We start from the raw sequence: 21072 nt of genomic DNA on the forward strand, positions 1-21072 counted from the left end.
AAAATCGCGACAGCGAGTTTTTTGCCACTAATCTGATGCCTTAAGAGCACAAGCCTGGTTCTTCCAGGCTTCGTGCTATCAGTAGGTCCGAAGTTGTTGGCATGGCTGTCTTTTTTCACTGGATACCCGATATTCGATGCGCAGTCCCAATTGGTTGTTCCTGGTCTTGCTCTTGCTGCTGGCCGGCTTGCAGTACCGCCTGTGGGTGGGGAACGGCAGCTTGGCCCAGGTAGCTGACCTGACTCAGCAGATTGCCGACCAGCACGCTGAAAACGAGCGTTTGCTGGAGCGAAATCGCGTACTCGATGCGGAAGTCATGGAGTTGAAGAAAGGCATGGAGACCGTTGAAGAGCGGGCTCGCCATGAGTTGGGCATGGTCAAGGAGGGTGAAACCCTCTACCAGTTGGCCCAATGAGCGATAGATTGCCGGCCTTCTGGGCCGTGATTCCTGCCGCGGGCGTCGGTGCCCGCATGGCCGCGGACCGTCCCAAGCAGTACCTGCAACTGGGCGGACGCACAATTCTCGAACACAGCCTCGGCTGTTTTCTCGACCATCCCGGCCTCAAGGGGCTGGTGGTCAGCCTGGCGCCGGACGATCCTTACTGGCCGACCCTGGCCTGCGCCCACGATTCGCGGATTCAGCGGGTCGAAGGTGGCGCCGAGCGCTCCGGTTCGGTGCTCAATGCCTTGCTTCATCTGCATGCCCAAGGTGCGGCCGATGAAGACTGGGTGCTGGTTCACGATGCCGCGCGGCCCAATCTTTCCCGAGATGACCTGGACAAGCTGCTGGGCGAGTTGGCGCAGGACCCGGTGGGCGGTCTGCTGGCGGTGCCGGCCCGGGACACCCTGAAGCGGATCGACAAGCACGGAAGGGTTCTGGAAACCGTGGATCGCAGCCTGATCTGGCAAGCCTACACACCGCAGATGTTCCGGCTTGGTGCGCTGCATCGCGCCCTGGCCGACAGCCTGGTGGCCGATGTGGCGATCACCGATGAGGCTTCGGCAATGGAATGGGCGGGGCAGGCGCCACGCCTGATCGAAGGCCGTTCCGACAACCTCAAGGTCACTCGTCCCGAGGATCTTGAGTGGCTGCGCCAGCGTTGGTCCAATCGACGCTGAACCTTCTAGCAGCCGCTGGCTGCGAACGATGGCTGAACCCCTGAAGGTCTTGCGGGTCTTGTCACAGCCTGCGCCAGTGGCTACAGGTCGCGGTACTCCGGGCGTTCGGCCAGCCCCTGCTTGAGATAATCCACCAGCTTGCGCACTTTAGGCGACAGATGCCGTTGCTGCGGATACAGCGCCCAGACTGCGGTATTGGGCGGCTGGTGAGCGTCCAGCAGGGAAACCAGCGTACCGTCCTGCAGGTGCTCCAGAACGTAGTAGTCCGGCAGTTGGCAGAGTCCGACGCCTTGCAACGCCGCATCCAGCACCGCCTGTCCGCTGTTGCAGCGCCAGTTGCCCTGCACCCGTTGCGAAAATTCGCGCCCATCGAGCTCCAACTGCCAGATATCCGAGCTGCCAATCAGGCAATTATGGCGGCTCAGTTCCGACAGGCTGTGGGGGCGGCCGTAGCGTTCCAGGTAGGAAGGGGAGGCACACAGGTACATGCGGCGTGGCGCCAGGCGAGTGGCGACCAGGCGCGAGTCCTGCAGGCGTCCCAGGCGAATGGCCAGGTCGAGCCCCTCGTGCACCAGGTCCAGCGGTCGGTTGCTCAATTCGATGTCCACCCGCAACTGCGGATAAAGGCTCATGAAGCGTGTGACCAGAGGCACGATAAAGCGCTCGCCATAGGCCACCGCACAAGTCATGCGCAGCATGCCCTTGGGTTCGCTGGTCAGGTCCCCTACGGCCCGCAATGCCTCCTCGCGCCCATCCTGCAAACGCTGGCAGTGCTGGAGAAAGGTCTGCCCGGCCTCGGTCAGGGTGACGCGGCGGGTACTGCGATACAGCAGGCGGGTCTGCAAGCGTTCTTCGAGGCGCACCACCTGGCGGCTGATGTGAGATGAGGACACTCCCAGGCGCTCGGCAGCGGCAGTGAACTGGCTGCATTCGGCGACTGCGACGAATTCGTCGATGCCCTCCCAACGGTTTTCGCTCATTGATTATCCCTGCATGGCAATAATGTTTTGCTTTTGCCTGGATTATTCATCGCATTGCGCTGTTTTACACTCACTGCCTCGTTTTTATTCGCTGGAGAGTCAGGATGATCAAGTCACGTGCTGCCGTAGCCTTCGAGGCCAAGAAGCCCCTGGAAATCGTCGAAGTGGATGTCGCCATGCCCAAGGCGGGTGAAGTGCTGCTACGCGTCGTCGCTTCCGGTGTCTGCCACACCGACGCCTACACCCTGTCCGGCGCCGACCCGGAAGGCATCTTTCCGGCGATCCTCGGCCACGAAGGTGGCGCAGTCGTAGAAGCAGTGGGCGAGGGCGTGACCTCTGTAGCGGTGGGTGATCATGTGATCCCGCTGTACACCCCGGAATGCGGCCAGTGCAAATTCTGCCTGTCGGGCAAGACCAACCTCTGTCAGGCCATTCGTGCAACCCAGGGCAAAGGCTTGATGCCGGATGGCACCACGCGCTTTTCCTACAAGGGTCAGCCCATTTTCCATTACATGGGCACCTCGACATTCTCCGAGTACACCGTGCTGCCGGAAATCTCCGTGGCCAAGATCCCCAAGGAAGCGCCGTTGGAAAAGGTCTGCCTGCTGGGTTGCGGCGTGACCACAGGCATTGGCGCGGTGATCAACACCGCCAAGGTCAAGGCCGGTGATACCGTGGCCATCTTCGGCCTGGGCGGCATCGGCCTGTCGGCGGTGATCGGCGCGGTCAAGGCCAAGGCCGGGCGCATCATCGCCATTGATATCAACCCGGCCAAGTTCGAGATCGCCAAGCAACTGGGCGCCACCGACTGCGTCAACCCCAAGGACTTCGATCGTCCGATCCAGGAGGTCATTGTCGACATGACCGACGGCGGCGTGGATTTCTCCTTCGAATGCATCGGCAACGTCCAGCTGATGCGCGCCGCGCTGGAATGCTGCCACAAGGGCTGGGGCGAGTCGGTGATCATTGGGGTGGCCGGTGCCGGCCAGGAAATTTCGACCCGTCCTTTCCAGTTGGTGACCGGTCGCGTATGGCGGGGTTCGGCTTTCGGTGGCGTGCGCGGTCGCAGCGAACTGCCAAGCTACGTGGAAATGTCCCAGACCGGCGAAATCCCGCTGGATACCTTCATTACCCACACCATGGGCCTGGAAGACATCAACAAGGCATTCGACCTGATGCACGAAGGCAAGAGCATTCGTTCGGTCATTCACTTCTAAGAGCAGCGGCAAGCGGTGAGCTTCAAGCGACAAGCGCGAAATAGCGGCTTGCCGAGTGAAGCTTGCGGCCTGTGGCTGGAGGTCTGCCATGAGTCTGGAAAACCTTTCCTGCCAGAAAAGCTTCGGCGGCTGGCACAAACGCTACAAGCATCACTCCCAGGTGTTGGGCTGCGACATGGTATTCGCGGTGTATTTGCCGCCCCAGGCGGAGCAGGGCGGCAAGTTGCCGGTGCTTTACTGGTTGTCCGGCCTGACGTGTACCGACGAGAACTTCATGCAGAAGGCCGGCGCCCAGCGCATGGCAGCGGAGCTGGGCTTGATCATCGTGGCTCCGGATACCAGTCCTCGCGGTGCCGGGGTGCCCGGTGATCCGGAGGGCGCCTGGGACTTTGGCCTGGGCGCGGGATTCTATCTGAATGCGACTCAGGAGCCCTGGGCCCAGCATTATCGGATGCACGACTATGTGGTGAACGAACTGCCGGAGTTGGTGGAGGCGCATTTTCCCGCGTCGCAGAAACGTGGGATCAGCGGGCACTCCATGGGCGGTCATGGGGCATTGGTCTGTGCTTTGCGTAATCCCGGTCGCTATCAGTCGGTTTCGGCGTTCGCTCCTATCAGTAATCCCATGGACTGTCCTTGGGGGCAGAAGGCGTTTTCCCGCTACCTGGGCGAGGAACGTTCACGCTGGCGTGAATGGGATGCCAGCGTGCTGCTAGCCGAATCCAGGGAAAAGCTGACGTTGCTGGTGGATCAAGGGGATCGAGATGACTTTCTCGCCACCCAGCTCAAGCCAGAAGTGCTGCAGCAGGCGGCCAGGAGCGCCGGTCATCAGCTGACGCTGCGGATGCAGCCGGGCTACGACCACAGCTACTTCTTCATCGCCAGTTTTATCGACGATCACTTGCAGCACCATGCACGTGCTCTTAACGCCTAATGCCGGCCAAAGCAGGTAGAATCACGCCCTGACTTTTTCGGGGCGTTTTTTTATGCGTATTGGCCACGGCTACGATGTGCACCGTTTCGCTGAGGGCGACTTCATTACTTTGGGCGGTGTGCGCATCGCCCATCATTGCGGCTTGCTCGCCCACTCCGACGGTGACGTGTTGTTGCACGCGCTCAGTGATGCCCTGCTGGGTGCTGCGGCGCTGGGGGACATCGGCAAGCATTTTCCGGACACCGATCCGCAGTTCAAAGGTGCCGACAGCCGCGTCCTGCTGCGTCATGTTGTCGCGCTGATCCACGCCAAAGGCTGGAAGGTCGGCAACGTCGACAACACCATCGTCGCCCAGGCTCCGAAAATGGCGCCTCATATTGAAACCATGCGGGCCTTGATTGCCGAGGACCTGCAAGTCGAACTGGACCAAGTGAACGTGAAGGCCACCACCACTGAAAAACTCGGCTTCGTCGGCCGCGAGGAAGGTATCGCGGTGCATTCCGTGGCCTTGTTGCTGCGCCCATGAATGAATCGCAACTGTTGGGCCCGCGGGCCTATGGTGACGCCCTGGGCCGCGCGGTGCTCAAGGCCACAGCCGAAGATTTCCAAGTCGATGAAGTGCTTGATATCCCGCTGAGCGGTGACGGCGAGCACCTGTGGCTGTGGGTGGAAAAGCGCGGCCTGAATACCGAAGAGGCCGCGCGGCGGATTGCCAAGGCCGCCGGAGTATCGTTGCGCACCGTGAGCTACGCCGGGCTCAAGGATCGCCAGGCGCTGACTCGCCAATGGTTCAGCGTACAACTGCCGGGCAAGGCGGACCCTGATCTTGGCGCGGCGGAAAACCACACCCTGAAAATCCTCAAGGCCACCCGCCACAAGCGCAAGCTGCAGCGCGGAGCCCATGCGGCCAACGGTTTTACCCTGCGCCTGATAGAGCTTACGGCGGATCATGCGGCCATCGATGAGCGTTTGCGGCAGATCGCCCAGCACGGGATTCCCAACTATTTCGGCGCCCAGCGGTTTGGCCACGACGGCGGCAACCTGGTGGATGCCCGCGACTGGGCCGCGCGCCAGGCTCTGCCGGAGCAGCGCAATGTGCGTTCGCGCCTGCTTTCCGCGGCTCGCAGCTATCTGTTCAATCAGGTGCTGGCGGCGCGGGTGGCGGACGGCAGCTGGCAGCAGGCGCAAGTCGGTGACCTGCTGGCGTTTACCGACAGTCGCAGCTTTTTCATGGCCGGGCCTGACGAGTGCTCGGACCCGCGCCTGGCGATTCTCGACCTGCACCCCACCGGTCCGTTGTGGGGCGAGGGCGCCTCTCCGGCGAGCGGTGTGTCCCACGAGCTTGAGCAACAGATTGCCGGTCGTGAGGCGGCACTGTGTGATTGGCTGATCAAAGCCGGCATGAGCCACGAACGACGCATCCTGCGGCTGCCCATTGGCGGTTTGACGTGGCATTATCCCGAGCCTGACATTCTGCAACTGGAATTCGTCCTGCCGGCCGGGTGTTTCGCCACCGCATTGGTGCGTGAACTCGTCGATCTGGTGCCGGTGGGGCAGACGGACAGCTCATGCGTATTCTGATTTCTAACGATGATGGGGTAACCGCACCCGGTATCGCCGCGCTGCATGCTGCGCTGGCGGATTACGCCGAATGTGTGGTGATCGCACCGGACCAGGACAAAAGCGGCGCCAGCAGCTCGCTGACGCTTGACCGTCCGTTGCATCCGCATACCCTAGGCAATGGCTTCATCAGCATCAACGGCACGCCGACCGACTGCGTTCACCTGGGGCTCAACGGCCTGCTGGAGCATGAGCCGGACATGGTGGTGTCGGGGATCAACCTGGGGGCCAACCTCGGGGATGACGTGCTGTACTCCGGAACGGTCGCCGCGGCCCTGGAAGGGCGTTTCCTGCAGCGTCCGGCGATTGCCTTTTCGCTGGTGTCGCGGCAAGTGGAAAACCTTGCCACGGCGGCCCATTTCGCGCGCAAGCTGGTGCAAGCCCAGGGCTTGCTGGATTTGCCACCACGGACGGTGTTGAACGTGAATATTCCCAACCTGCCACTGGATCATATTCGTGGCATACAGCTGACCCGCCTGGGCCATCGCGCGCGCGCGGCGGCACCGATGAAGGTCGTCGATCCCCGTGGCAAGTCGGGTTACTGGATTGCCGCCGCCGGGGATGCCGAGGATGGCGGTCCGGGTACCGATTTTCATGCGGTGATGCAAGGTTATGTCTCCATCACGCCGTTGCAGCTGGATCGCACCTTCAATGACGCGTTCCGAAGCCTGGACGGTTGGTTGGAGGGGCTGCGCTGATGGCTCGTGAGCAAGACGATTTGCTGCGACGGGGAATCGGCATGACTTCCCAGCGGACCCGCGAACGCCTGATTCAACGGCTCTACGATGAAGGGCTGTCCAATCCCCAGGTATTGGAAGTCATTCGTCGTACGCCGCGGCATCTGTTCGTCGATGAAGCCCTGGCCCATCGGGCCTATGAAGACACAGCCTTGCCGATCGGCCACAACCAGACCATTTCCCAGCCTTATATGGTGGCGCGCATGAGCGAGCTGCTGCTGGAGGCCGGCCCTCTGGACAAGGTCTTGGAGATCGGTACCGGGTCCGGCTACCAGACGGCGGTGCTGTCGCAGTTGGTGGAGCGGGTGTTTTCGGTGGAGCGGATCAAGGTCCTGCAGGACCGCGCCAAGGAACGGCTGCAGGAGTTGAACCTGCGCAATGTGGTGTTTCGCTGGGGGGACGGTTGGGAGGGCTGGCCAGCCTTGGCGCCTTACAACGGCATCATCGTGACCGCTGTAGCCACTGATGTTCCCCAGGCGCTGCTCGACCAGCTGGCTCCGGGCGGACGCTTGGTGATTCCGGTGGGGGCAGGAGAAGTGCAGCAGTTGATGCTGATCATTCGAGAAGAACATGGCTTTGCCCGGCATGTCCTCGGGGCGGTGCGTTTTGTGCCTCTGCTCAATGGGCCGCTGGCTTGAGTATTTGTCGGGGCTGGGTGAATTCTGTTTGATGCGCTGTGTCTTAGTGCCGTATTGATCGTCAATGAGTCTGGTGACCATCAATGGTCATTTCTTGCCACTGTGTGTTGCGCTTTGCCTGCGGTGAAGCGCGGTCGTGCAGTTATACTTGCGTCATTTCACGCCTGAGCAAGGCAATCTATATCGTCAACCACCATAAAGGGAGCGGCGGGTGAGTCTCACAGTCATTGCGCAGCGAATAGGTATATCAAGCTTTCAGCGACTGATGATTGGCCTTGTCTTGAGTTCCTTGTTGGTCGGTTGTTCCAGTACCAAGTCCAGCAGCGTGGGTGTGGTTGAGCGCAGTAATACCGCCGCGCCTCAGCGTCCGACGGTCACTACTGGGCAATATGTAGTGCGTCGTGGCGATACCTTGTTCTCCATTGCCTTCCGCTATGGCTGGGACTACAAGGCATTGGCCGCTCGTAACAATATTGCCGAGCCCTATACCATCCATCCCGGGCAAACCATTCGCTTTGACGGCCGCACTGACGCTGCGCCGGCAACGGTGGTTACCAGCACCCAGTCTGGTGCCTCGTCGTCGAGCAAGACCACGGTTATTCGTCGTCCCGTTGGTGCTGCTACGGCCCCCACAACGGCTCCTGCATCAAGCACCGCAGCCCCGGCTGCCAGCAAGCCAGCGCCCGCCCCGGCTACCCCCGCGGGCCCCGCACCGACAGGTTGGGGCTGGCCTTCAAACGGCGTTCTGATTGGAAAATTTTCTTCAAACGGTAGTTTGAATAAAGGCATTGATATCGCCGGGGATTTGGGACAGCCTGTTTTAGCTGCGTCTGATGGGACGGTGGTTTACGCCGGGAGTGGCTTAAGGGGCTACGGCGAATTAGTCATCATCAAACACAACGAAACCTACGTCAGTGCTTACGGCCACAACCGCAAGCTATTGGTTCGGGAGGGACAGCAGGTCAAAGTCGGACAGACAATTGCCGAGATGGGATCAACTGGTACAGACCGGGTGAAACTGCACTTTGAGATTCGCCGACAAGGTAAACCTGTAGATCCGCTGCAATTCCTGCCACGACGTTGATCCGTTACCAGCCTGTTCCACTCACGTAGAGGGAACAGGCTCCAGCGTTGCCAAGGATTAAGGCGCCGCTTGAGCCTGAGGTCGAACTCACCAAAGGACTATAACAATGGCTCTCAGTAAAGAAGTGCCGGAGTTTGACATCGACGATGAAGTTCTCCTTATGGAGAGCAGTATCGATATGGATTCGATGTCGAATAATGAGGGGGCAACTCCACCTTCCGTTCGCGCCAAATCCAAAAGCTCCGCATCACTTAAGCAACATAAGTACATTGATTACACGCGCGCCCTTGATGCGACGCAGTTGTATCTCAATGAAATCGGTTTTTCTCCATTGCTCTCTCCCGAAGAGGAAGTGCACTTTGCGCGTTTGTCGCAGAGTGGCGACCCGGCCGGGCGCAAGCGCATGATTGAAAGTAACTTGCGACTGGTGGTGAAAATCGCCAGGCGTTATGTCAATCGCGGCTTGTCGCTGCTGGACCTGATCGAGGAGGGCAACCTCGGCCTGATCCGGGCAGTGGAGAAGTTCGACCCGGAACGCGGTTTCCGTTTTTCGACCTACGCCACCTGGTGGATTCGTCAGACCATCGAACGGGCGATCATGAATCAGACACGCACCATTCGGCTGCCGATTCATGTGGTCAAAGAGCTCAACGTCTACCTGCGCGCCGCCCGTGAGTTGACGCAAAAACTTGATCATGAACCCTCTCCCGAAGAAATCGCCAACCTGCTTGAGAAGCCGGTGGCCGAAGTCAAACGCATGCTCGGTTTGAATGAGCGGGTTTCTTCGGTTGATGTCTCGCTGGGACCGGATTCGGATAAAACCTTGCTGGACACCCTGACGGATGACCGTCCGACGGATCCTTGCGAGCTTTTGCAGGACGACGATCTGTCACAAAGCATCGATCAATGGCTTTCCGAACTGACTGAAAAGCAGCGTGAAGTTGTGGTTCGCCGCTTTGGTCTGCGAGGTCATGAGAGCAGCACGCTCGAAGACGTCGGCCTGGAAATCGGCCTGACCCGTGAGCGGGTTCGGCAGATTCAGGTTGAAGGGCTCAAGCGCCTGCGGGAGATCCTTGAGAAGAATGGCCTGTCCAGTGAGTCGCTGTTCCAGTAGCTTCTGGAGTTGATCCGCAAGAGCCCCGATTCGTTCGGGGCTTTTTGTTGGCTGAGTGTTTTGGCCCCGAGTGCTCGGATTCTGATCAAGGATGGGATTACTCTTAACCTGCATGTAAGCAATAGATTACTTTTTCGTAGGCGTTCGGTTCTCTAGTGCTTCAAGCTTGCCTAAAACACTTTAGGTCATTTTTTATATTGTTGATTTATAATGATATTTTTATTTTTTCCGTTGGCGTTTGACAGTTTTTCCCGCGATAGGTGCGATTGCTCTTATCTGGGAACTCTCTAATATCAGCCCTGTGTCGACGGATAGACACAGCCATCAAGGACGATGGTCAGGACATTGCGGATTTCGGAGCACCGTGACCGGCCGTTTCGGTTGATCGTGACCGGTCATTTCGCTAACGCGTGACCGCTCATTTCGGTAGCAACGTGACCGATTTTCCGCCTGTTCCGAAACAGGTGGTCACGGCTTACCGAAATCGCCGGTCACGACTTAGCGAAAGCCTTCCCCTTCGTTGCGCATGACCTGATGCGCCGCCATCCTCGACCGATTTCGGGAGAGGAAGATGGCGGCGCCGCGAGTAGCCATGCGAAACATCAAAGAATGTCTGCGCCTCAAGTTTGAGGCCGGCTTGTCCCACGAGAAGATTGCCCGTGCCTTGCAGCTGTCCAAGGGCGTGGTTAGCAAGTACATCGCGGCGGCGCGGGTGGCCGGGCTGGACTGGCCGGCGCTGGTGGCCATGGACGAGGCCGCGCTGGCGGCCGCCTTGTTTGCACCGACGTCGACGAACAAGCCGCGCGGTGAGCGAGTGCTGCCCGATGTGCTGAGCATCCACCGCGAGTTGCGACGCAAGGGCGTGACCTTGCAGCTGCTGTGGGAGGAATATCTCGCCGCGCATGCGGGCCAGCCGACCTACCGCTACACCCAGTTCGTCGAGCACTACCGGCGCTACGCCCAGACGCTCAAACGTTCGATGCGTCAGCTGCACCGTGCGGGCGAGAAGCTATTCATCGACTATGCCGGGCCGACGCTGCCGGTGGTCGACCCGGCCACCGGCGAAGTGCGCCGGGCGCACATCTTCGTCGCCGCCCTGGGCGCCTCGAATTACACCTATGCCTGCGCGACGCCAGGCGAAACCCAGGTGGACTGGCTGACCTCGCTGGGCCAGGCTCTGACCTACTTTGGCGGCGTGCCGGAAATGGTTGTGCCGGACAATCCGCGCGCCCTGGTCGCCCAGCCGGATCGCTACGAGCCGGGCCTGAACCGGGCCACGCTGGAGTGCGCGCGTCATTACCAGACGGTGATCCTGCCGGCACGGCCACGCAAGCCTCAGGACAAGGCCAAGGCCGAGGTGGCGGTGCAGGTGGTCGAGCGCTGGATCATGGCGCGGCTGCGCCATCGGCAGTTCTTCAGCCTGCATGCGCTTAACCAGGCCATCGCCGAGCTGCTGGAGGATCTGAATCGGCGCCCGTTCAAGCGGCTCGATGGCTGCCGGCGCGACTGGTTCGAGCGCCTGGATCGCCCGGCCTTGCGAGCGCTGCCGGTGCATCCCTACGAGGTCGCCACCTTCAAGCGCTGCAAGGTCAGCATCGACTACCACATCGAGGTCAATGGCAGCTTCTACAGCGTGCCCTCCGCCCTGGCCCGGCAGAACGTGGACGTGCGACTGACGGCACACACCCTGGAAGTGCTGCATGGCAACCGGCGGGTGGCCAGCCACCTGCTGCTGGGGCGACGCGGCGCTTACAGTACCCAGCGCGAGCACATGCCCGCGGCGCACCAGGCGCATCGCGAATGGACGCCACAACGCCTGCTCGACTGGGGCGCGCGGATCGGCCCCTACACGCGCCAACTGATCGATCACCAACTGACCCACAAGCCGCACCCGGAGATGGGCTACCGCGCCTGCCTCGGCCTGCTCTCGCTGGCCCGGCGCTATGGCAATGCACGCCTGGAAGCCGCTGCCGAACGTGCCGTACACCTGCGCGCCTTCACCGGGCGCAGCGTGCGCAACCTGCTCCAGCAAGGCCTGGATCAACAGCCGCTGCCCCAGCGTGCCGCCGAAACGACCTTACCCGGCGACCACGAGAACGTCCGTGGCGCCGACTACTACCAACCCCCGCAACAGGAGCTGTTCGATGATGCCGCAACACACCCTGAATCAACTGCACCAGCTACGCCTGGACGGCATGGCCCGCGCCCTGGAAGAGCAATGGACGCTGCCGGCCAGCCACAGCCTGAGCTTCGATGAACGCCTCGGCCTACTGCTCGACCGCGAACTGGCCTGGCGTGACAACCAGCGCCTGGTACGGCTGCGCAAGAAGGCCAAGCTCAAGTACGCCAACGCCTGCCTGGAAGATCTCGACCGCCGCACCGGACGCGCCCTGGACGAGCGTCTGATCGCCACCCTGGCCAGTGGCGACTGGATCCGCCAGCAGCACAACCTGCTGCTGACCGGCCCGACCGGTGCCGGCAAAACCTGGCTGGCCTGCGCCCTGGGCAACCAGGCCTGCCGCCAGGGCTATAGCACCCTGTACCTGCGCACCCCGCGCCTGCTGGAACAACTGCGCATCGCTCATGGCGACGGCAGCTTCGGCCGTACCCTGCAACAGCTGGCAAAGGTCGACGTCCTGGTGCTGGACGACTGGGCGCTAGCCCCGCTGGAGGAAGGAGCCCGGCATGACCTGCTGGAGGTGATCGACGACCGCGCTGGCAGCCGCTCCACCATCCTGACGAGCCAACTGCCCATCGAGCACTGGCACGGCTGGATCAACGACCCGACCCTGGCCGATGCCATCCTCGACCGCCTGGTGCACAACGCCTACCGACTGACGATGAAAGGCGAGTCGCTGCGCCGAAAAAAAGCCGAGGAACAAGCCGCATCGTGACCGATGCGATTACAATCCAGAACCCGCGCAACCGGGGTGGAAGCACCGGTCACGTATTAGCGAAACGCTCGGTCACGTTCACCGAAATCCGCAGGACATCGCAGGAAGCGATTCATCAGGACGATGAAAAGGAATACAGGGACTAGGGAAAAAGTGGGCGGGTCATACCGCCCCTTTTTTTGCCTGGAGAAAAGTTCAAACTGCAAGAACCCGTTCCCAGAAACGCAAAAAGGCCCGCAAGGGGCCTTTTCAGGAACGCGGGGCAACTAGCGTTCGAGGTCTTTGATCTTGCCTTTAACGCCATCCCACTCTTCGGCATCCGGCATCGGTTCTTTCTTTTCAGTGATGTTCGGCCAGATCTCTGCCAGCTCGACGTTCAACTGAATGAATTCCTGCATTTCTTCCGGGACTTCATCCTCGGAGAAAATAGCTACAGCGGGGCACTCAGGCTCGCACAGCGCGCAGTCAATGCACTCATCCGGGTGAATCACCAGGAAGTTCGGGCCTTCGTAAAAGCAGTCCACCGGACAGACTTCTACGCAGTCGGTGTACTTGCACTTGATGCAGTTGTCGGTGACGACGAAGGTCATTTCTAATTCTCTCCTCAGGCGGCGGCAGCGGAGCCCCAACATGACGGGGTCGCCAGGTTTGGGAGCGATAGTCTGCGAACCAGGCTAATAGTCCGCAGCATCCCAAACCGCGCGAGATTCTAACAGCTTGAAGGCGTTCGCGTTAGATGCGCGTCTTCAATGTATAGAGCATTTCCAGGGCCCGGCGTGGCGTCAGATCATCCAGATCCAGTTTGGCCAGTTCGTCCAGCACCGGATGGGGCAGGCTGGCGAACATGTCGCTTTGTTGGGGAACAGAGGTTTTACCCGGTGCAGGAGGCGCCACTTCATGGGGCAAACTGGTGGTTTCCAGGCGGCTCAAGTGCTCCCTGGCGCGGCTGATGACTGCGCTGGGAACCCCTGCCAGCTGGGCTACCGCCAGACCATAGCTCTGGCTGGCAGGTCCGGGCAGGACGTGGTGCAGGAACACGATACGTTCATTGTGCTCGGTGGCGTTGAGGTGCACGTTGGCCACCAGCGGCTCGCTTTCCGGGAGTACGGTCAACTCGAAGTAGTGGGTGGCGAACAGGGTGTAGGCCCGTAGCTGGGCGAGACGTTCTGCCGCAGCCCAGGCCAGGGACAGCCCGTCGAAGGTACTGGTTCCGCGACCCACTTCGTCCATCAGCACCAGGCTGCGCTCCGTGGCGTTGTGCAGGATGTTCGCGGTTTCGCTCATTTCCACCATGAAGGTCGAACGGCCACCGGCCAGGTCGTCGCTGGAGCCGATCCGGGTGAAGATCCGGTCCACCAGGGACAGCTCGCAGCTGGCCGCCGGGACGAAGCTGCCAATATGGGCCAGCAGCACGATCAGCGCGGTCTGGCGCATGTAGGTGGATTTACCGCCCATGTTCGGGCCGGTGATCACCAGCATCCGGGTGTTGTCGTCCAGATTCAGGTCGTTGGCCACAAAAGGCGTGGTCAAGACTTGTTCCACCACCGGGTGACGACCCTGGGTGATGCGCATGCACGGCTCGCTGACAAAACGCGGGCAGTTGAGGTCCAGGTTCAAGGCGCGCTCGGCCAGGTTGCTCAGCACATCCAGCTCCGCCAGAGCTCCGGCGGTATCCTGCAACGGTGGCAGATGGCTGATCAGGGTTTCCAGCAGCGCATCGTAGAGCATCTTTTCCCGGGCCAGCGCACGGCTCTTGGCCGACAGCGCCTTGTCTTCGAACTCCTTGAGTTCCGGTGTGATGAAGCGCTCGGCGCCTTTGAGCGTCTGCCGGCGAATGTAGTCCGCGGGCGCCTGCTCGGCCTGCTTGCTGGGCAGCTCGATGAAATAGCCGTGAATGCGGTTGTAGCCGACCTTGAGGTTGGCCAGGCCGGTGCGGGCTTTCTCGCGGGCTTCGAGGTCGATCAGGAACTGCCCGGCGTTCTCGCTCAAGGATTGCAGCTCGTCCAGCTCAGCGTCGTAGCCGGTCTTGAGCACGCCGCCGTCGCGGATTACCGCTGGCGGGTTGTCGATGATGGCCTTGGCCAGCAGCGCCGCCAGCTCCGGGTAGGTGCTGGTGGTGAGCGCCAACTGCTTGAGGTGATCCGCCTCCAGTTCAGTCATCGCCTCTTGCAGTTCCGGCAGCGCGGCCAGGGCGTCGCGCAGGCGAGCCAGGTCCCGCGGACGGGCATTGCGCAAGCCGATTCGCGCGAGAATCCGCTCGATATCGCCAATTTCCTTCAACTGCGGTTGCAGTCGTTCGAAGCGGTAACCGTCCAGCAAACAAGTAATGGACGACTGACGCGCCTGCAAGACCTTGAGATCCCGCAGCGGGCGGTTCAGCCAGCGAGTCAGCAGGCGGCTGCCCATGGCGGTCTGGCAGCGATCGACCACCGATTGCAGGGTGTTGTCGCGTCCACCAGCCAGATTGGTGTCCAGTTCCAGGTTGCGACGGCTGGCGCCGTCCAGCACCACGGTATCGTCCAGGCGTTCATGACGCAGGCTGCGCAGGTGGGGCAGGGCGGTACGCTGGGTTTCCTTGGCGTAGCTGAGCAGGCAACCGGCGGCGCCGATGGCCAGGGTCAGGGTTTCGCAGCCAAAACCCTTGAGGTCCTGAGTGGAGAACTGCTGGCAGAGGCTCTTGTGAGCCGAATCACGCTCGAAATCCCAGGGCGCACGGCGCCTTGCACCGCGGCGTTTTTCCGCAGGCAAGCCCTGCGGCCAGTCATCGGGGATCAACAGCTCGACCGGATTGATCCGCTCCAGCTCGGCCAGCAGGTTCTCCCAGCCCTTGATTTCCAGGACGCTGAAGTTGCCGCTGGTGATGTCGAGCACCGCCAGGCCAAACAGACGCTCATCACCCAGCACAGCGGCAATAAGGTTGTCGCGGCGTTCGTCCAGCAGCGCCTCGTCACTCACCGTGCCCGGGGTGATAATGCGCACCACCTGGCGCTCCACCGGGCCTTTGCTGGTCGCCGGGTCGCCCACTTGTTCGCAGATCACCACCGACTCGCCGAGCTTCACTAGCTTGGCCAGGTAACCTTCAGCGGCGTGATAGGGAATACCGCACATGGGAATCGCCTGGCCCGCTGACTGTCCGCGCGCCGTCAGGGTGATGTCCAGCAGCTTGGCGGCCTTCTTCGCGTCTTCATAGAAGATCTCGTAGAAGTCGCCCATGCGGTAGAACATCAGTTGATCAGGGTGCTGGTTCTTGAGGCGCCAGTACTGCTGCATCATTGGGGTGTGGCTTGAAAGGTCCGTCATTCGTGGGGTTTGGCTCGTTGTGTCTATTTGACAATGATAAATTGTCTAATACTACAGTGATTTTTTCGGCATTGCCGGAGGCTCTGCCACGTCAATTCTGCGTAGTCGCAGGTAGCGGGCGGTCATCTTGGCGTCGGTGTGTCCGCCCAGCTTTTGTGCGTCGTTGCCCTGGTCGTCGGTGTCGGTCAGTGACTTGGCGCGCAGGTCATGAATGGTTGCGTCGGCCACCTCGGCCCGCTTGCATGCAAGCGCGAAGGCGGCTTTCACCGAGCTGTAATGTACCGGTTTACCGCCGCGAGGTGAGCAGAACAGGGTCAAGCCGCGGATCTTCCGTGGCAGGGCCTTGATCCTGCTGATCAGTTCTTCCAGATCTGGAGTCATTCGAACGATCAGGCGGGCGCCGGTCTTTTCTTGAGTGAAGGCAATCCCCTCGGTTGTAATATCCGCCAGCCGTATCGACAGAACATCGCCGATGCGTTGCCCGGTCAAGTAACCCATCTCATAAATCACCCTCATGTTATCGCTCGACTTACCGCAGATCGCGGCAAACTCGGCGTGGGTGATGTACCTGTCGCGCTGCTTTTCGGGATGCCGGCGAATGCCAGTGCAAGGATTGAAGTCAACCATCTGCTGTTCCAGGGCGTAGGTGAATACGCCTCTCAGAACGGATATCACGCGGTTGGACATGTTCGGAGTGTCCGCCATGTGCATCTTGAGTTTCGCGACGTGCCTGGGCAGTACGTCGCGCGGTTCGAACTCCGCAAAGGCTTCTTTCAGCCTTACGGCTGCGGCCTGGTATTGAACAATGGTGTTTGGCTTGAGCTTCTTCGACATCTGCTCTAAAGCGTCATCGATCAGCTTGCCCATGCCGCCTTGGCTGCCGCTGTCGATGATCTTCGCATACTCTGCCAGAGCCGCCTGGAAGTCACTTCCCAGGCGTTTCCATTTGCCTTTGCGCACCAGGTAGTAAGCCCCATGCTTTTCGTACATGCATGCGGGCAGGTGCCGATCTTTCTTGCGAGGACGCATCTGTTCTCACCTCACCCTAGCCGAAGCTCCGGCTCCTTCCTTGATTGAACCCCACCCATCCTGCCGATCACAGCCTGCCGCAGGACTTTCGGGTGACCATCTCCACCAACTGCAAAACCGTATTTGTGGGCGGTCAGCCATCTGATCTGAGCGCCGTAGCGCTTGTAGCCCGTCAGTTCGGCCACTTCTTCAGGTGTCAGAAACATATCCACCTCTATCGCTCGGGCCCATCGTTGAGACGGTCAATTACTTGTCCCCTTGGTTTATCGTGCGGTGTAGGCTGGCTCGCAGGTAGTTGATTGCGTGGTTCATGACTGCGCCTCCTTGGCCATGGCCGTGTCGACTGCCTCGTCGAGGTGTTTCTCGTTGAGGGCCATGTTCTGTGGTGTTATGCCAGCGAAGACGCCGCCCTGATTGATGGTTTCCAGGTGTCGGGATCGCAGCCACCGATATCACTCGCCATCCTTGTGCAGCTCGTTGGCCAGGTGCCATGGCGTCCAGTAGCCGTCGTCCATCGGTGTTGCTAAGTGATTGTTGGGGCCGCTCCAGCAGAGGCCATAGCGAGGAAGTCCTTCACTCTCTAGCGGGCGCGGCGGACCTGCTGGGCGTAGGCCTCTCAGTCGTTCAATCTTTGCGATTAGCGCCGTGGCGCAAGATTCGCCATGGTGCTGGGTGGCTGCTTTACGAGCAACCCACCCAGCTTTGAAAGCTAGGGTGTAGCTGGCCCGCAGGCGTTACACCTTTCCGCGCAGAAACTCGGCGAGGGCTATTTCAAGGGGGCTTACAGTTTGTTTGTTACTCATAGCTGGTGCCCCTCCATGATCATGCCGTAGTGGAACCACCGACTTTTCTGTGTCTTGGGGTTGATCTCGCACAGTACCCCGGGACGCGACCAATGGACGCCGTGACCGATCACCTCGATATCGCTTTTCCCGCGACCGACACTTACGCGCACGACGCAACCTATCGGCCACGCTTTTTTCACGGCCGTTGCCAGTGCGAGATTCGCTTCCTCGACGGCGTTCTGGCATGTCAATACAACATCGCGCTTGCTCATACGGCCTCCTTAAACTGCTCGGTTTGGCGCCAAGGGTCATTTGCCCGTGCGAGGGCGGCCACCTGCCTGCGCATGGCGGCATTCATCGCGCAGATCGGCAACGAGTCCGGTCAGTTGCAGTGGGTGCGCGAGCTGGGCAGCGCTCAGTACCTTAGCAAGTACGACACCGGCATCCTGGCCAAGCGCTTGGGCAACACACCCGAGGCGGACGGCGACGGGCAGAAGTACGGGGGCAGGGGGCTGATTCAGATCACGGGCCGCGCCAACTACGAAGCCTGCAGCGAAGCGCTGTTCGGCGATGCTCGACTGCTCAACACCCCCGAACTACTGGACACCCCAGTCTATGCCGCGCTGTCGGCGGGTTGGTTCTGGCAGCGGGCAGGGCTGAATACCCTGGCCGATAAGGGCGACTTCCTCACCATCACCAAGCGCATCAACGGCGGAACCAACAGCTTGGCGGATCGCGAGGCGCTGTATCTGCGTGCATTGAAGGTGCTGCCTTGAAGGCCACGGGCTTGTTGTTGCCGGTCCTGGCCCTGGTGCTGGGGTTTGCCCTGTGCGGTTGGCTGGCCTGGACGTGGCAGGCCAACGCCTACGGCAAGGATCTAGCAGAGCAGGCCGATGCGTACAGCAGGGACTGCGGGCAGGCCGCCGCTGCGGTGATTAACTGGCAGGAAATCCAGCAGGCCGCCCGCCGCGCCCTGGAGGATCGCCGGCAGGCGAATGACGACATCCATTACAAGGAACTGCGCGATGCTCAAACGGACCAGGCTCGCCTGTGTGACCGGCTTGCTACTGCTGATGTCCGGCTGTCAGTCGTACTCGTCTCCACCGAACCCACCAGCGGCTGCTCAGTGCCAACCACCACCGCCACCGGCCGCGTGGTTCATGGCCCCGCAAGAGCCCAACTTGACCGAAAGCATACTCAACGAGTTATTAGGATCACCGATGCCGGCGACCAAGGATTGATCGCCCTGCGGGCCTGTCAGGTATACGCAAAAGAAGTCTCTAGCGTGAAGTAGCAGAGGCTACCGGTTGGGGGCGTTGGCCTGTTTGAGCCCCCAACTGCTCGGCCTGCAAATCTGGCCCAGCTTATGCGTGAGAGATTTTTCTGGTTTAGTACAGAGAAGTTATAGATAATTGACGATTAACAATATGTCCCGTTAGAGATTCCTATGAGTGTTCAATCTGTAAGGAAGTATGATTACATAGATGCAATAAGAGGATTGGCAATAGTATTAGTGGTCATGACTCATGCATCACAATATGTAAAGCCTTTGTCGGATTTGCTTCTGCGCATCATGGAGGAGGGAGCTCGTGGGGTTCAGCTATTTTACGTTGCAAGCGCTGTTACATTGTGCATGTCTTGGTCAGCGAGAAAGTCCCATGAACAAAGTCCTATTTTAAACTTTTATATACGTAGGTTTTTTCGAATCGCGCCAATGTTTTATTTAGCGATGATAGGTTATTTGATTCTTAACGGGGTTGCCGCTACTTACTGGGCCCCAAACGGGATTGAATGGTGGTTTGTTCCTGTTACGGCGTTGTTTCTACACGGCTTCCATCCTGAGACAATCAACTCCGTTGTCCCAGGTGGTTGGTCCATAGCGGTAGAGATGACGTTTTATCTTGTTTTCCCATTTCTTATGCGATTCCGAAAGGCTTACTATTTTTTAGGCGTGTTGCTGGTTTGTGTTTTGCTGCAGCGCCTCAATAGCTATGTGTCTGTAAGGGTTTTTCCCTACCCGCCAGGACAGGAATACATGGCAGTGAATTTTTCGGTGTTGAATTTTATCAGCCAGGCGCCAGTATTTCTGATGGGTGTCTTTGCCTACCTGTTTCTGACCAGGGCTAGGGTGAGTGATGCAAAGATGCTCATCGTTGGTGGGCTTCTGTTTTGCTTCCTTTCTGTGAAATTTTGGACGCTTTCACATAAGCCGGTATCCCATCACGTTTATGCGGGTGCTATGTTCGCTGTATTATTTGTCTTGGTTGCCTATTATCCCGTAAGGATATTGGTCAATAAATTCATGATCGGCCTTGGTAAGCTGAGCTTCAGCATGTACCTGACGCACTTTGCAGTTTTGAGCCTTTTTACTAAGCTTGGAGTTGTGTCACTTCTAGGAAATGGCAATAAGGAAAGCGTAGTGTATTGTTTTTTGGTGCTGATAGTCTCGGCAGGTGTATCGCTACTGACCTATAACTTTATCGAAAAACCGGGCGTTTCCCTTGGTCGCCGTTTGATTGAGCGGCTAGAGGGAGCGAATGCGAACCCAATAATTGATAGCAAGGCTGTGGAGTCAGTTAAATAAGTACAGTTGAGCCTGCGTCATTTGGCGCAGGCGTTGGAGTGTGAATGGAAGTTAATGCGGCTGTAGTTAATCTTTAAATTTTCTCATTCAAGCTAGATACTTCCGTAAGGGCGCGTATTCACGTTGCCCGTTCTGTCTGTTTACCAGACCTCGTATACAGTTTTTCCGTCGAAACAAAAGAAGCGGCCGCTCTGGATGCGTCAACATTCGCGCTGCCACTGTCCCTGCAGATTGTCCCAGCAAGTCCAGCCAAGGCTCCTGCTTCGTGCACAAAGTGCAGCGAGCCTAGTGCTGTTTATCCATACAGAAAAGGTCTTGCATTATATGTCCACCCCCCATCGTTCCTTGGATGGGCGGCAAACGCCGCCTGGCCGACCGCTTTATCCCGCTTTTTCCACCCCATGAGTGCTACGTCGAAGTCTTCGCCGGCGGTGCCGCGCTTTACTTCATGCGTCCCCAGGCCGCTCCGGTTGAAGTCCTCAACGACATCAATGGTGATTTGGTGACGCTGTACCGCGTCGTGCAGAACCACTTAGAAAAATTCGTGCGCCAGTTCAAATGGGCGCTCAGCTCCTGCCAGGTGTTCGAGTGGCAGAAGATGGCGCCTCCTGAAACCCTTACGGACATCCAGCGTGCTGCCCGATTTTTCTACCAGCAGCATCATGCACTTGCCGGCAAGGTGGCTGGACAGACGTTCGGCACTGCGACGACCGGCCCGGCCATTAACCTGCTGCGGATCGAGGAGAACCTGTCTGCGGCGTGGCAGCGTTTGTCCGGCACTTATGTTGAAAACCTGGGCTGGCTTGAATGTGTCGAGCGCTACGACTGTGCACAACACTAGGCCGCAGAATTTACTGCGACAGGCGCGTGGAAGGTTGCGAGAAGCTGTCTAAACCCCCCCTGCTAACCATCCTGGTTTTGCTAGCCGAAATACGACCTAAAGGCAGCAAAGGTTTTAGATAAAACCCTATATAAATTATTGTTTTTTAAGGAATTAGTGCGCTGGCATTCACTAGTGCTGCATCATCGGCGTGTGG

General features: G+C 59.4%; 21 protein-coding genes and 1 pseudogene. 17 read left to right on the forward strand and 5 right to left on the reverse strand.

Annotated features, from left to right (window positions below):
* Positions 1-136: 136 nt before the first annotated feature.
* Positions 137-415 (forward strand): cell division protein FtsB, encoded by a 279-nt coding sequence (gene ftsB / locus BLV47_RS29535; protein ID WP_011059544.1) that lies wholly within the window; start codon positions 137-139, stop codon positions 413-415.
* On the forward strand, positions 412-1119 hold the full coding sequence (ispD, locus tag BLV47_RS29540; RefSeq protein WP_092320051.1) for a 2-C-methyl-D-erythritol 4-phosphate cytidylyltransferase: 708 nt from the start codon (positions 412-414) through the stop codon (positions 1117-1119). Before ftsB ends, ispD begins: the two co-directional genes overlap by 4 nt.
* Before the next feature lie 80 nt (positions 1120-1199).
* Here the strand turns inward: ispD and BLV47_RS29545 are convergent, their stop codons facing one another.
* Positions 1200-2099 (reverse strand): LysR substrate-binding domain-containing protein, encoded by a 900-nt coding sequence (locus BLV47_RS29545; RefSeq protein WP_092320053.1) that lies wholly within the window; start codon positions 2097-2099, stop codon positions 1200-1202.
* Between the two features lie 104 nt (positions 2100-2203).
* On the opposite strand from BLV47_RS29545, the gene BLV47_RS29550 reads away from it, so the two are divergent.
* The 11 genes from BLV47_RS29550 (at position 2204) to BLV47_RS36280 (ending at position 12483) form a co-directional block, all read left to right on the forward strand.
* Positions 2204-3316: an S-(hydroxymethyl)glutathione dehydrogenase/class III alcohol dehydrogenase gene (locus BLV47_RS29550; RefSeq protein WP_060837775.1), complete on the forward strand. Its 1113-nt coding sequence runs from the start codon at positions 2204-2206 to the stop codon at positions 3314-3316.
* Between the two features lie 88 nt (positions 3317-3404).
* A complete protein-coding gene (gene fghA, locus BLV47_RS29555; protein WP_092320055.1) occupies positions 3405-4250 on the forward strand; it encodes an S-formylglutathione hydrolase in 846 nt (281 codons plus the stop codon).
* 52 nt (positions 4251-4302) lie between these two features.
* On the forward strand, positions 4303-4776 hold the full coding sequence (gene ispF, locus BLV47_RS29560) for a 2-C-methyl-D-erythritol 2,4-cyclodiphosphate synthase (RefSeq protein ID WP_060837777.1): 474 nt from the start codon (positions 4303-4305) through the stop codon (positions 4774-4776).
* On the forward strand, positions 4773-5831 hold the full coding sequence (gene truD, locus BLV47_RS29565) for a tRNA pseudouridine(13) synthase TruD (RefSeq protein ID WP_092320057.1): 1059 nt from the start codon (positions 4773-4775) through the stop codon (positions 5829-5831). The genes ispF and truD overlap by 4 nt, the downstream gene beginning before the upstream one ends.
* Positions 5819-6568: a 5'/3'-nucleotidase SurE gene (gene surE, locus BLV47_RS29570; RefSeq protein WP_092320059.1), complete on the forward strand. Its 750-nt coding sequence runs from the start codon at positions 5819-5821 to the stop codon at positions 6566-6568. Before truD ends, surE begins: the two co-directional genes overlap by 13 nt.
* A 41-nt stretch (positions 6569-6609) precedes the next feature.
* Positions 6610-7245: a protein-L-isoaspartate(D-aspartate) O-methyltransferase gene (locus BLV47_RS29575; RefSeq protein ID WP_173655928.1), complete on the forward strand. Its 636-nt coding sequence runs from the start codon at positions 6610-6612 to the stop codon at positions 7243-7245.
* A gap of 211 nt (positions 7246-7456) precedes the next feature.
* Complete coding sequence (locus tag BLV47_RS29580) at positions 7457-8329, forward strand: peptidoglycan DD-metalloendopeptidase family protein (protein WP_092320061.1); 873 nt, start codon at positions 7457-7459, stop codon at positions 8327-8329.
* 106 nt (positions 8330-8435) lie between these two features.
* Positions 8436-9443 carry an RNA polymerase sigma factor RpoS gene (gene rpoS, locus BLV47_RS29585; RefSeq protein ID WP_016964675.1) on the forward strand — a complete coding sequence of 336 codons (1008 nt, stop codon included), beginning with the start codon at positions 8436-8438 and terminating at the stop codon, positions 9441-9443.
* Positions 9444-10014: 571 nt separating this feature from the next.
* Positions 10015-11700: an IS21 family transposase gene (gene istA / locus BLV47_RS29590; protein ID WP_062838241.1), complete on the forward strand. Its 1686-nt coding sequence runs from the start codon at positions 10015-10017 to the stop codon at positions 11698-11700.
* Positions 11588-12337, forward strand: coding sequence for an IS21-like element IS1474 family helper ATPase IstB (gene istB, locus BLV47_RS29595; protein ID WP_062838242.1), 750 nt, complete (start codon positions 11588-11590; stop codon positions 12335-12337). Before istA ends, istB begins: the two co-directional genes overlap by 113 nt.
* A complete protein-coding gene (locus BLV47_RS36280) occupies positions 12334-12483 on the forward strand; it encodes a hypothetical protein (RefSeq protein WP_167365721.1) in 150 nt (49 codons plus the stop codon). Before istB ends, BLV47_RS36280 begins: the two co-directional genes overlap by 4 nt.
* Positions 12484-12603: 120 nt before the next feature.
* On the opposite strand, the gene fdxA is transcribed toward BLV47_RS36280, so the two are convergent.
* From fdxA to BLV47_RS29615, 4 genes are all read right to left on the reverse strand, one after another.
* Positions 12604-12927: a ferredoxin FdxA gene (gene fdxA, locus BLV47_RS29600; protein ID WP_092320063.1), complete on the reverse strand. Its 324-nt coding sequence runs from the start codon at positions 12925-12927 to the stop codon at positions 12604-12606.
* 142 nt (positions 12928-13069) lie between these two features.
* Positions 13070-15637, reverse strand: a complete 2568-nt coding sequence (gene mutS / locus BLV47_RS29605) for a DNA mismatch repair protein MutS (RefSeq protein ID WP_092320065.1) — start codon at positions 15635-15637, stop codon at positions 13070-13072.
* 51 nt (positions 15638-15688) lie between these two features.
* On the reverse strand, positions 15689-16666 hold the full coding sequence (locus BLV47_RS29610) for a tyrosine-type recombinase/integrase (protein WP_092320067.1): 978 nt from the start codon (positions 16664-16666) through the stop codon (positions 15689-15691).
* 11 nt (positions 16667-16677) lie between these two features.
* Positions 16678-16872, reverse strand: a complete 195-nt coding sequence (locus BLV47_RS29615) for a DUF4224 domain-containing protein (protein ID WP_092320069.1) — start codon at positions 16870-16872, stop codon at positions 16678-16680.
* Positions 16873-17561: 689 nt separating this feature from the next.
* Between BLV47_RS29615 and BLV47_RS29620 the strand changes: the two genes are divergently transcribed.
* From BLV47_RS29620 to BLV47_RS29635, 4 genes and pseudogenes are all read left to right on the forward strand, one after another.
* On the forward strand, positions 17562-18227 hold the full coding sequence (locus tag BLV47_RS29620; RefSeq protein ID WP_244168967.1) for a glycoside hydrolase family 19 protein: 666 nt from the start codon (positions 17562-17564) through the stop codon (positions 18225-18227).
* Positions 18224-18745, forward strand: coding sequence for a lysis system i-spanin subunit Rz (locus tag BLV47_RS29625; protein ID WP_092320071.1), 522 nt, complete (start codon positions 18224-18226; stop codon positions 18743-18745). The genes BLV47_RS29620 and BLV47_RS29625 overlap by 4 nt, the downstream gene beginning before the upstream one ends.
* A 153-nt stretch (positions 18746-18898) precedes the next feature.
* Positions 18899-20035 carry an acyltransferase family protein gene (locus BLV47_RS29630; protein WP_092320073.1) on the forward strand — a complete coding sequence of 379 codons (1137 nt, stop codon included), beginning with the start codon at positions 18899-18901 and terminating at the stop codon, positions 20033-20035.
* A gap of 349 nt (positions 20036-20384) precedes the next feature.
* Positions 20385-20861, forward strand: a pseudogene (locus tag BLV47_RS29635) (DNA adenine methylase); the annotation flags it as partial.
* Positions 20862-21072: the final 211 nt, after the last annotated feature.

Source organism: Pseudomonas saponiphila (assembly GCF_900105185.1).
Lineage (GTDB): Bacteria > Pseudomonadota > Gammaproteobacteria > Pseudomonadales > Pseudomonadaceae > Aquipseudomonas > Aquipseudomonas saponiphila.

What these genes read in the sequence shown, in the direction of transcription:
- ispF (WP_060837777.1), top strand. Translation starts at nt 4,303, where the DNA reads ATGCGTATTGGCCACGGCTACGATGTGCACCGTTTCGCTGAGGGCGAC.
- fghA (WP_092320055.1), top strand. Translation starts at nt 3,405, where the DNA reads ATGAGTCTGGAAAACCTTTCCTGCCAGAAAAGCTTCGGCGGCTGGCAC.
- ispD (WP_092320051.1), top strand. Translation starts at nt 412, where the DNA reads ATGAGCGATAGATTGCCGGCCTTCTGGGCCGTGATTCCTGCCGCGGGC.
- BLV47_RS29575 (WP_173655928.1), top strand. Translation starts at nt 6,610, where the DNA reads ATGACTTCCCAGCGGACCCGCGAACGCCTGATTCAACGGCTCTACGAT.
- truD (WP_092320057.1), top strand. Translation starts at nt 4,773, where the DNA reads ATGAATGAATCGCAACTGTTGGGCCCGCGGGCCTATGGTGACGCCCTG.
- BLV47_RS29610 (WP_092320067.1), bottom strand. Translation starts at nt 16,666, where the DNA reads ATGCGTCCTCGCAAGAAAGATCGGCACCTGCCCGCATGCATGTACGAA.
- ftsB (WP_011059544.1), top strand. Translation starts at nt 137, where the DNA reads ATGCGCAGTCCCAATTGGTTGTTCCTGGTCTTGCTCTTGCTGCTGGCC.
- surE (WP_092320059.1), top strand. Translation starts at nt 5,819, where the DNA reads ATGCGTATTCTGATTTCTAACGATGATGGGGTAACCGCACCCGGTATC.
- rpoS (WP_016964675.1), top strand. Translation starts at nt 8,436, where the DNA reads ATGGCTCTCAGTAAAGAAGTGCCGGAGTTTGACATCGACGATGAAGTT.
- BLV47_RS29620 (WP_244168967.1), top strand. Translation starts at nt 17,562, where the DNA reads ATGGACGCCGTGACCGATCACCTCGATATCGCTTTTCCCGCGACCGAC.
- BLV47_RS29550 (WP_060837775.1), top strand. Translation starts at nt 2,204, where the DNA reads ATGATCAAGTCACGTGCTGCCGTAGCCTTCGAGGCCAAGAAGCCCCTG.
- fdxA (WP_092320063.1), bottom strand. Translation starts at nt 12,927, where the DNA reads ATGACCTTCGTCGTCACCGACAACTGCATCAAGTGCAAGTACACCGAC.
- istB (WP_062838242.1), top strand. Translation starts at nt 11,588, where the DNA reads ATGATGCCGCAACACACCCTGAATCAACTGCACCAGCTACGCCTGGAC.
- istA (WP_062838241.1), top strand. Translation starts at nt 10,015, where the DNA reads ATGGCGGCGCCGCGAGTAGCCATGCGAAACATCAAAGAATGTCTGCGC.
- BLV47_RS29630 (WP_092320073.1), top strand. Translation starts at nt 18,899, where the DNA reads ATGAGTGTTCAATCTGTAAGGAAGTATGATTACATAGATGCAATAAGA.
- BLV47_RS29545 (WP_092320053.1), bottom strand. Translation starts at nt 2,099, where the DNA reads ATGAGCGAAAACCGTTGGGAGGGCATCGACGAATTCGTCGCAGTCGCC.
- mutS (WP_092320065.1), bottom strand. Translation starts at nt 15,637, where the DNA reads ATGACGGACCTTTCAAGCCACACCCCAATGATGCAGCAGTACTGGCGC.
- BLV47_RS29615 (WP_092320069.1), bottom strand. Translation starts at nt 16,872, where the DNA reads ATGTTTCTGACACCTGAAGAAGTGGCCGAACTGACGGGCTACAAGCGC.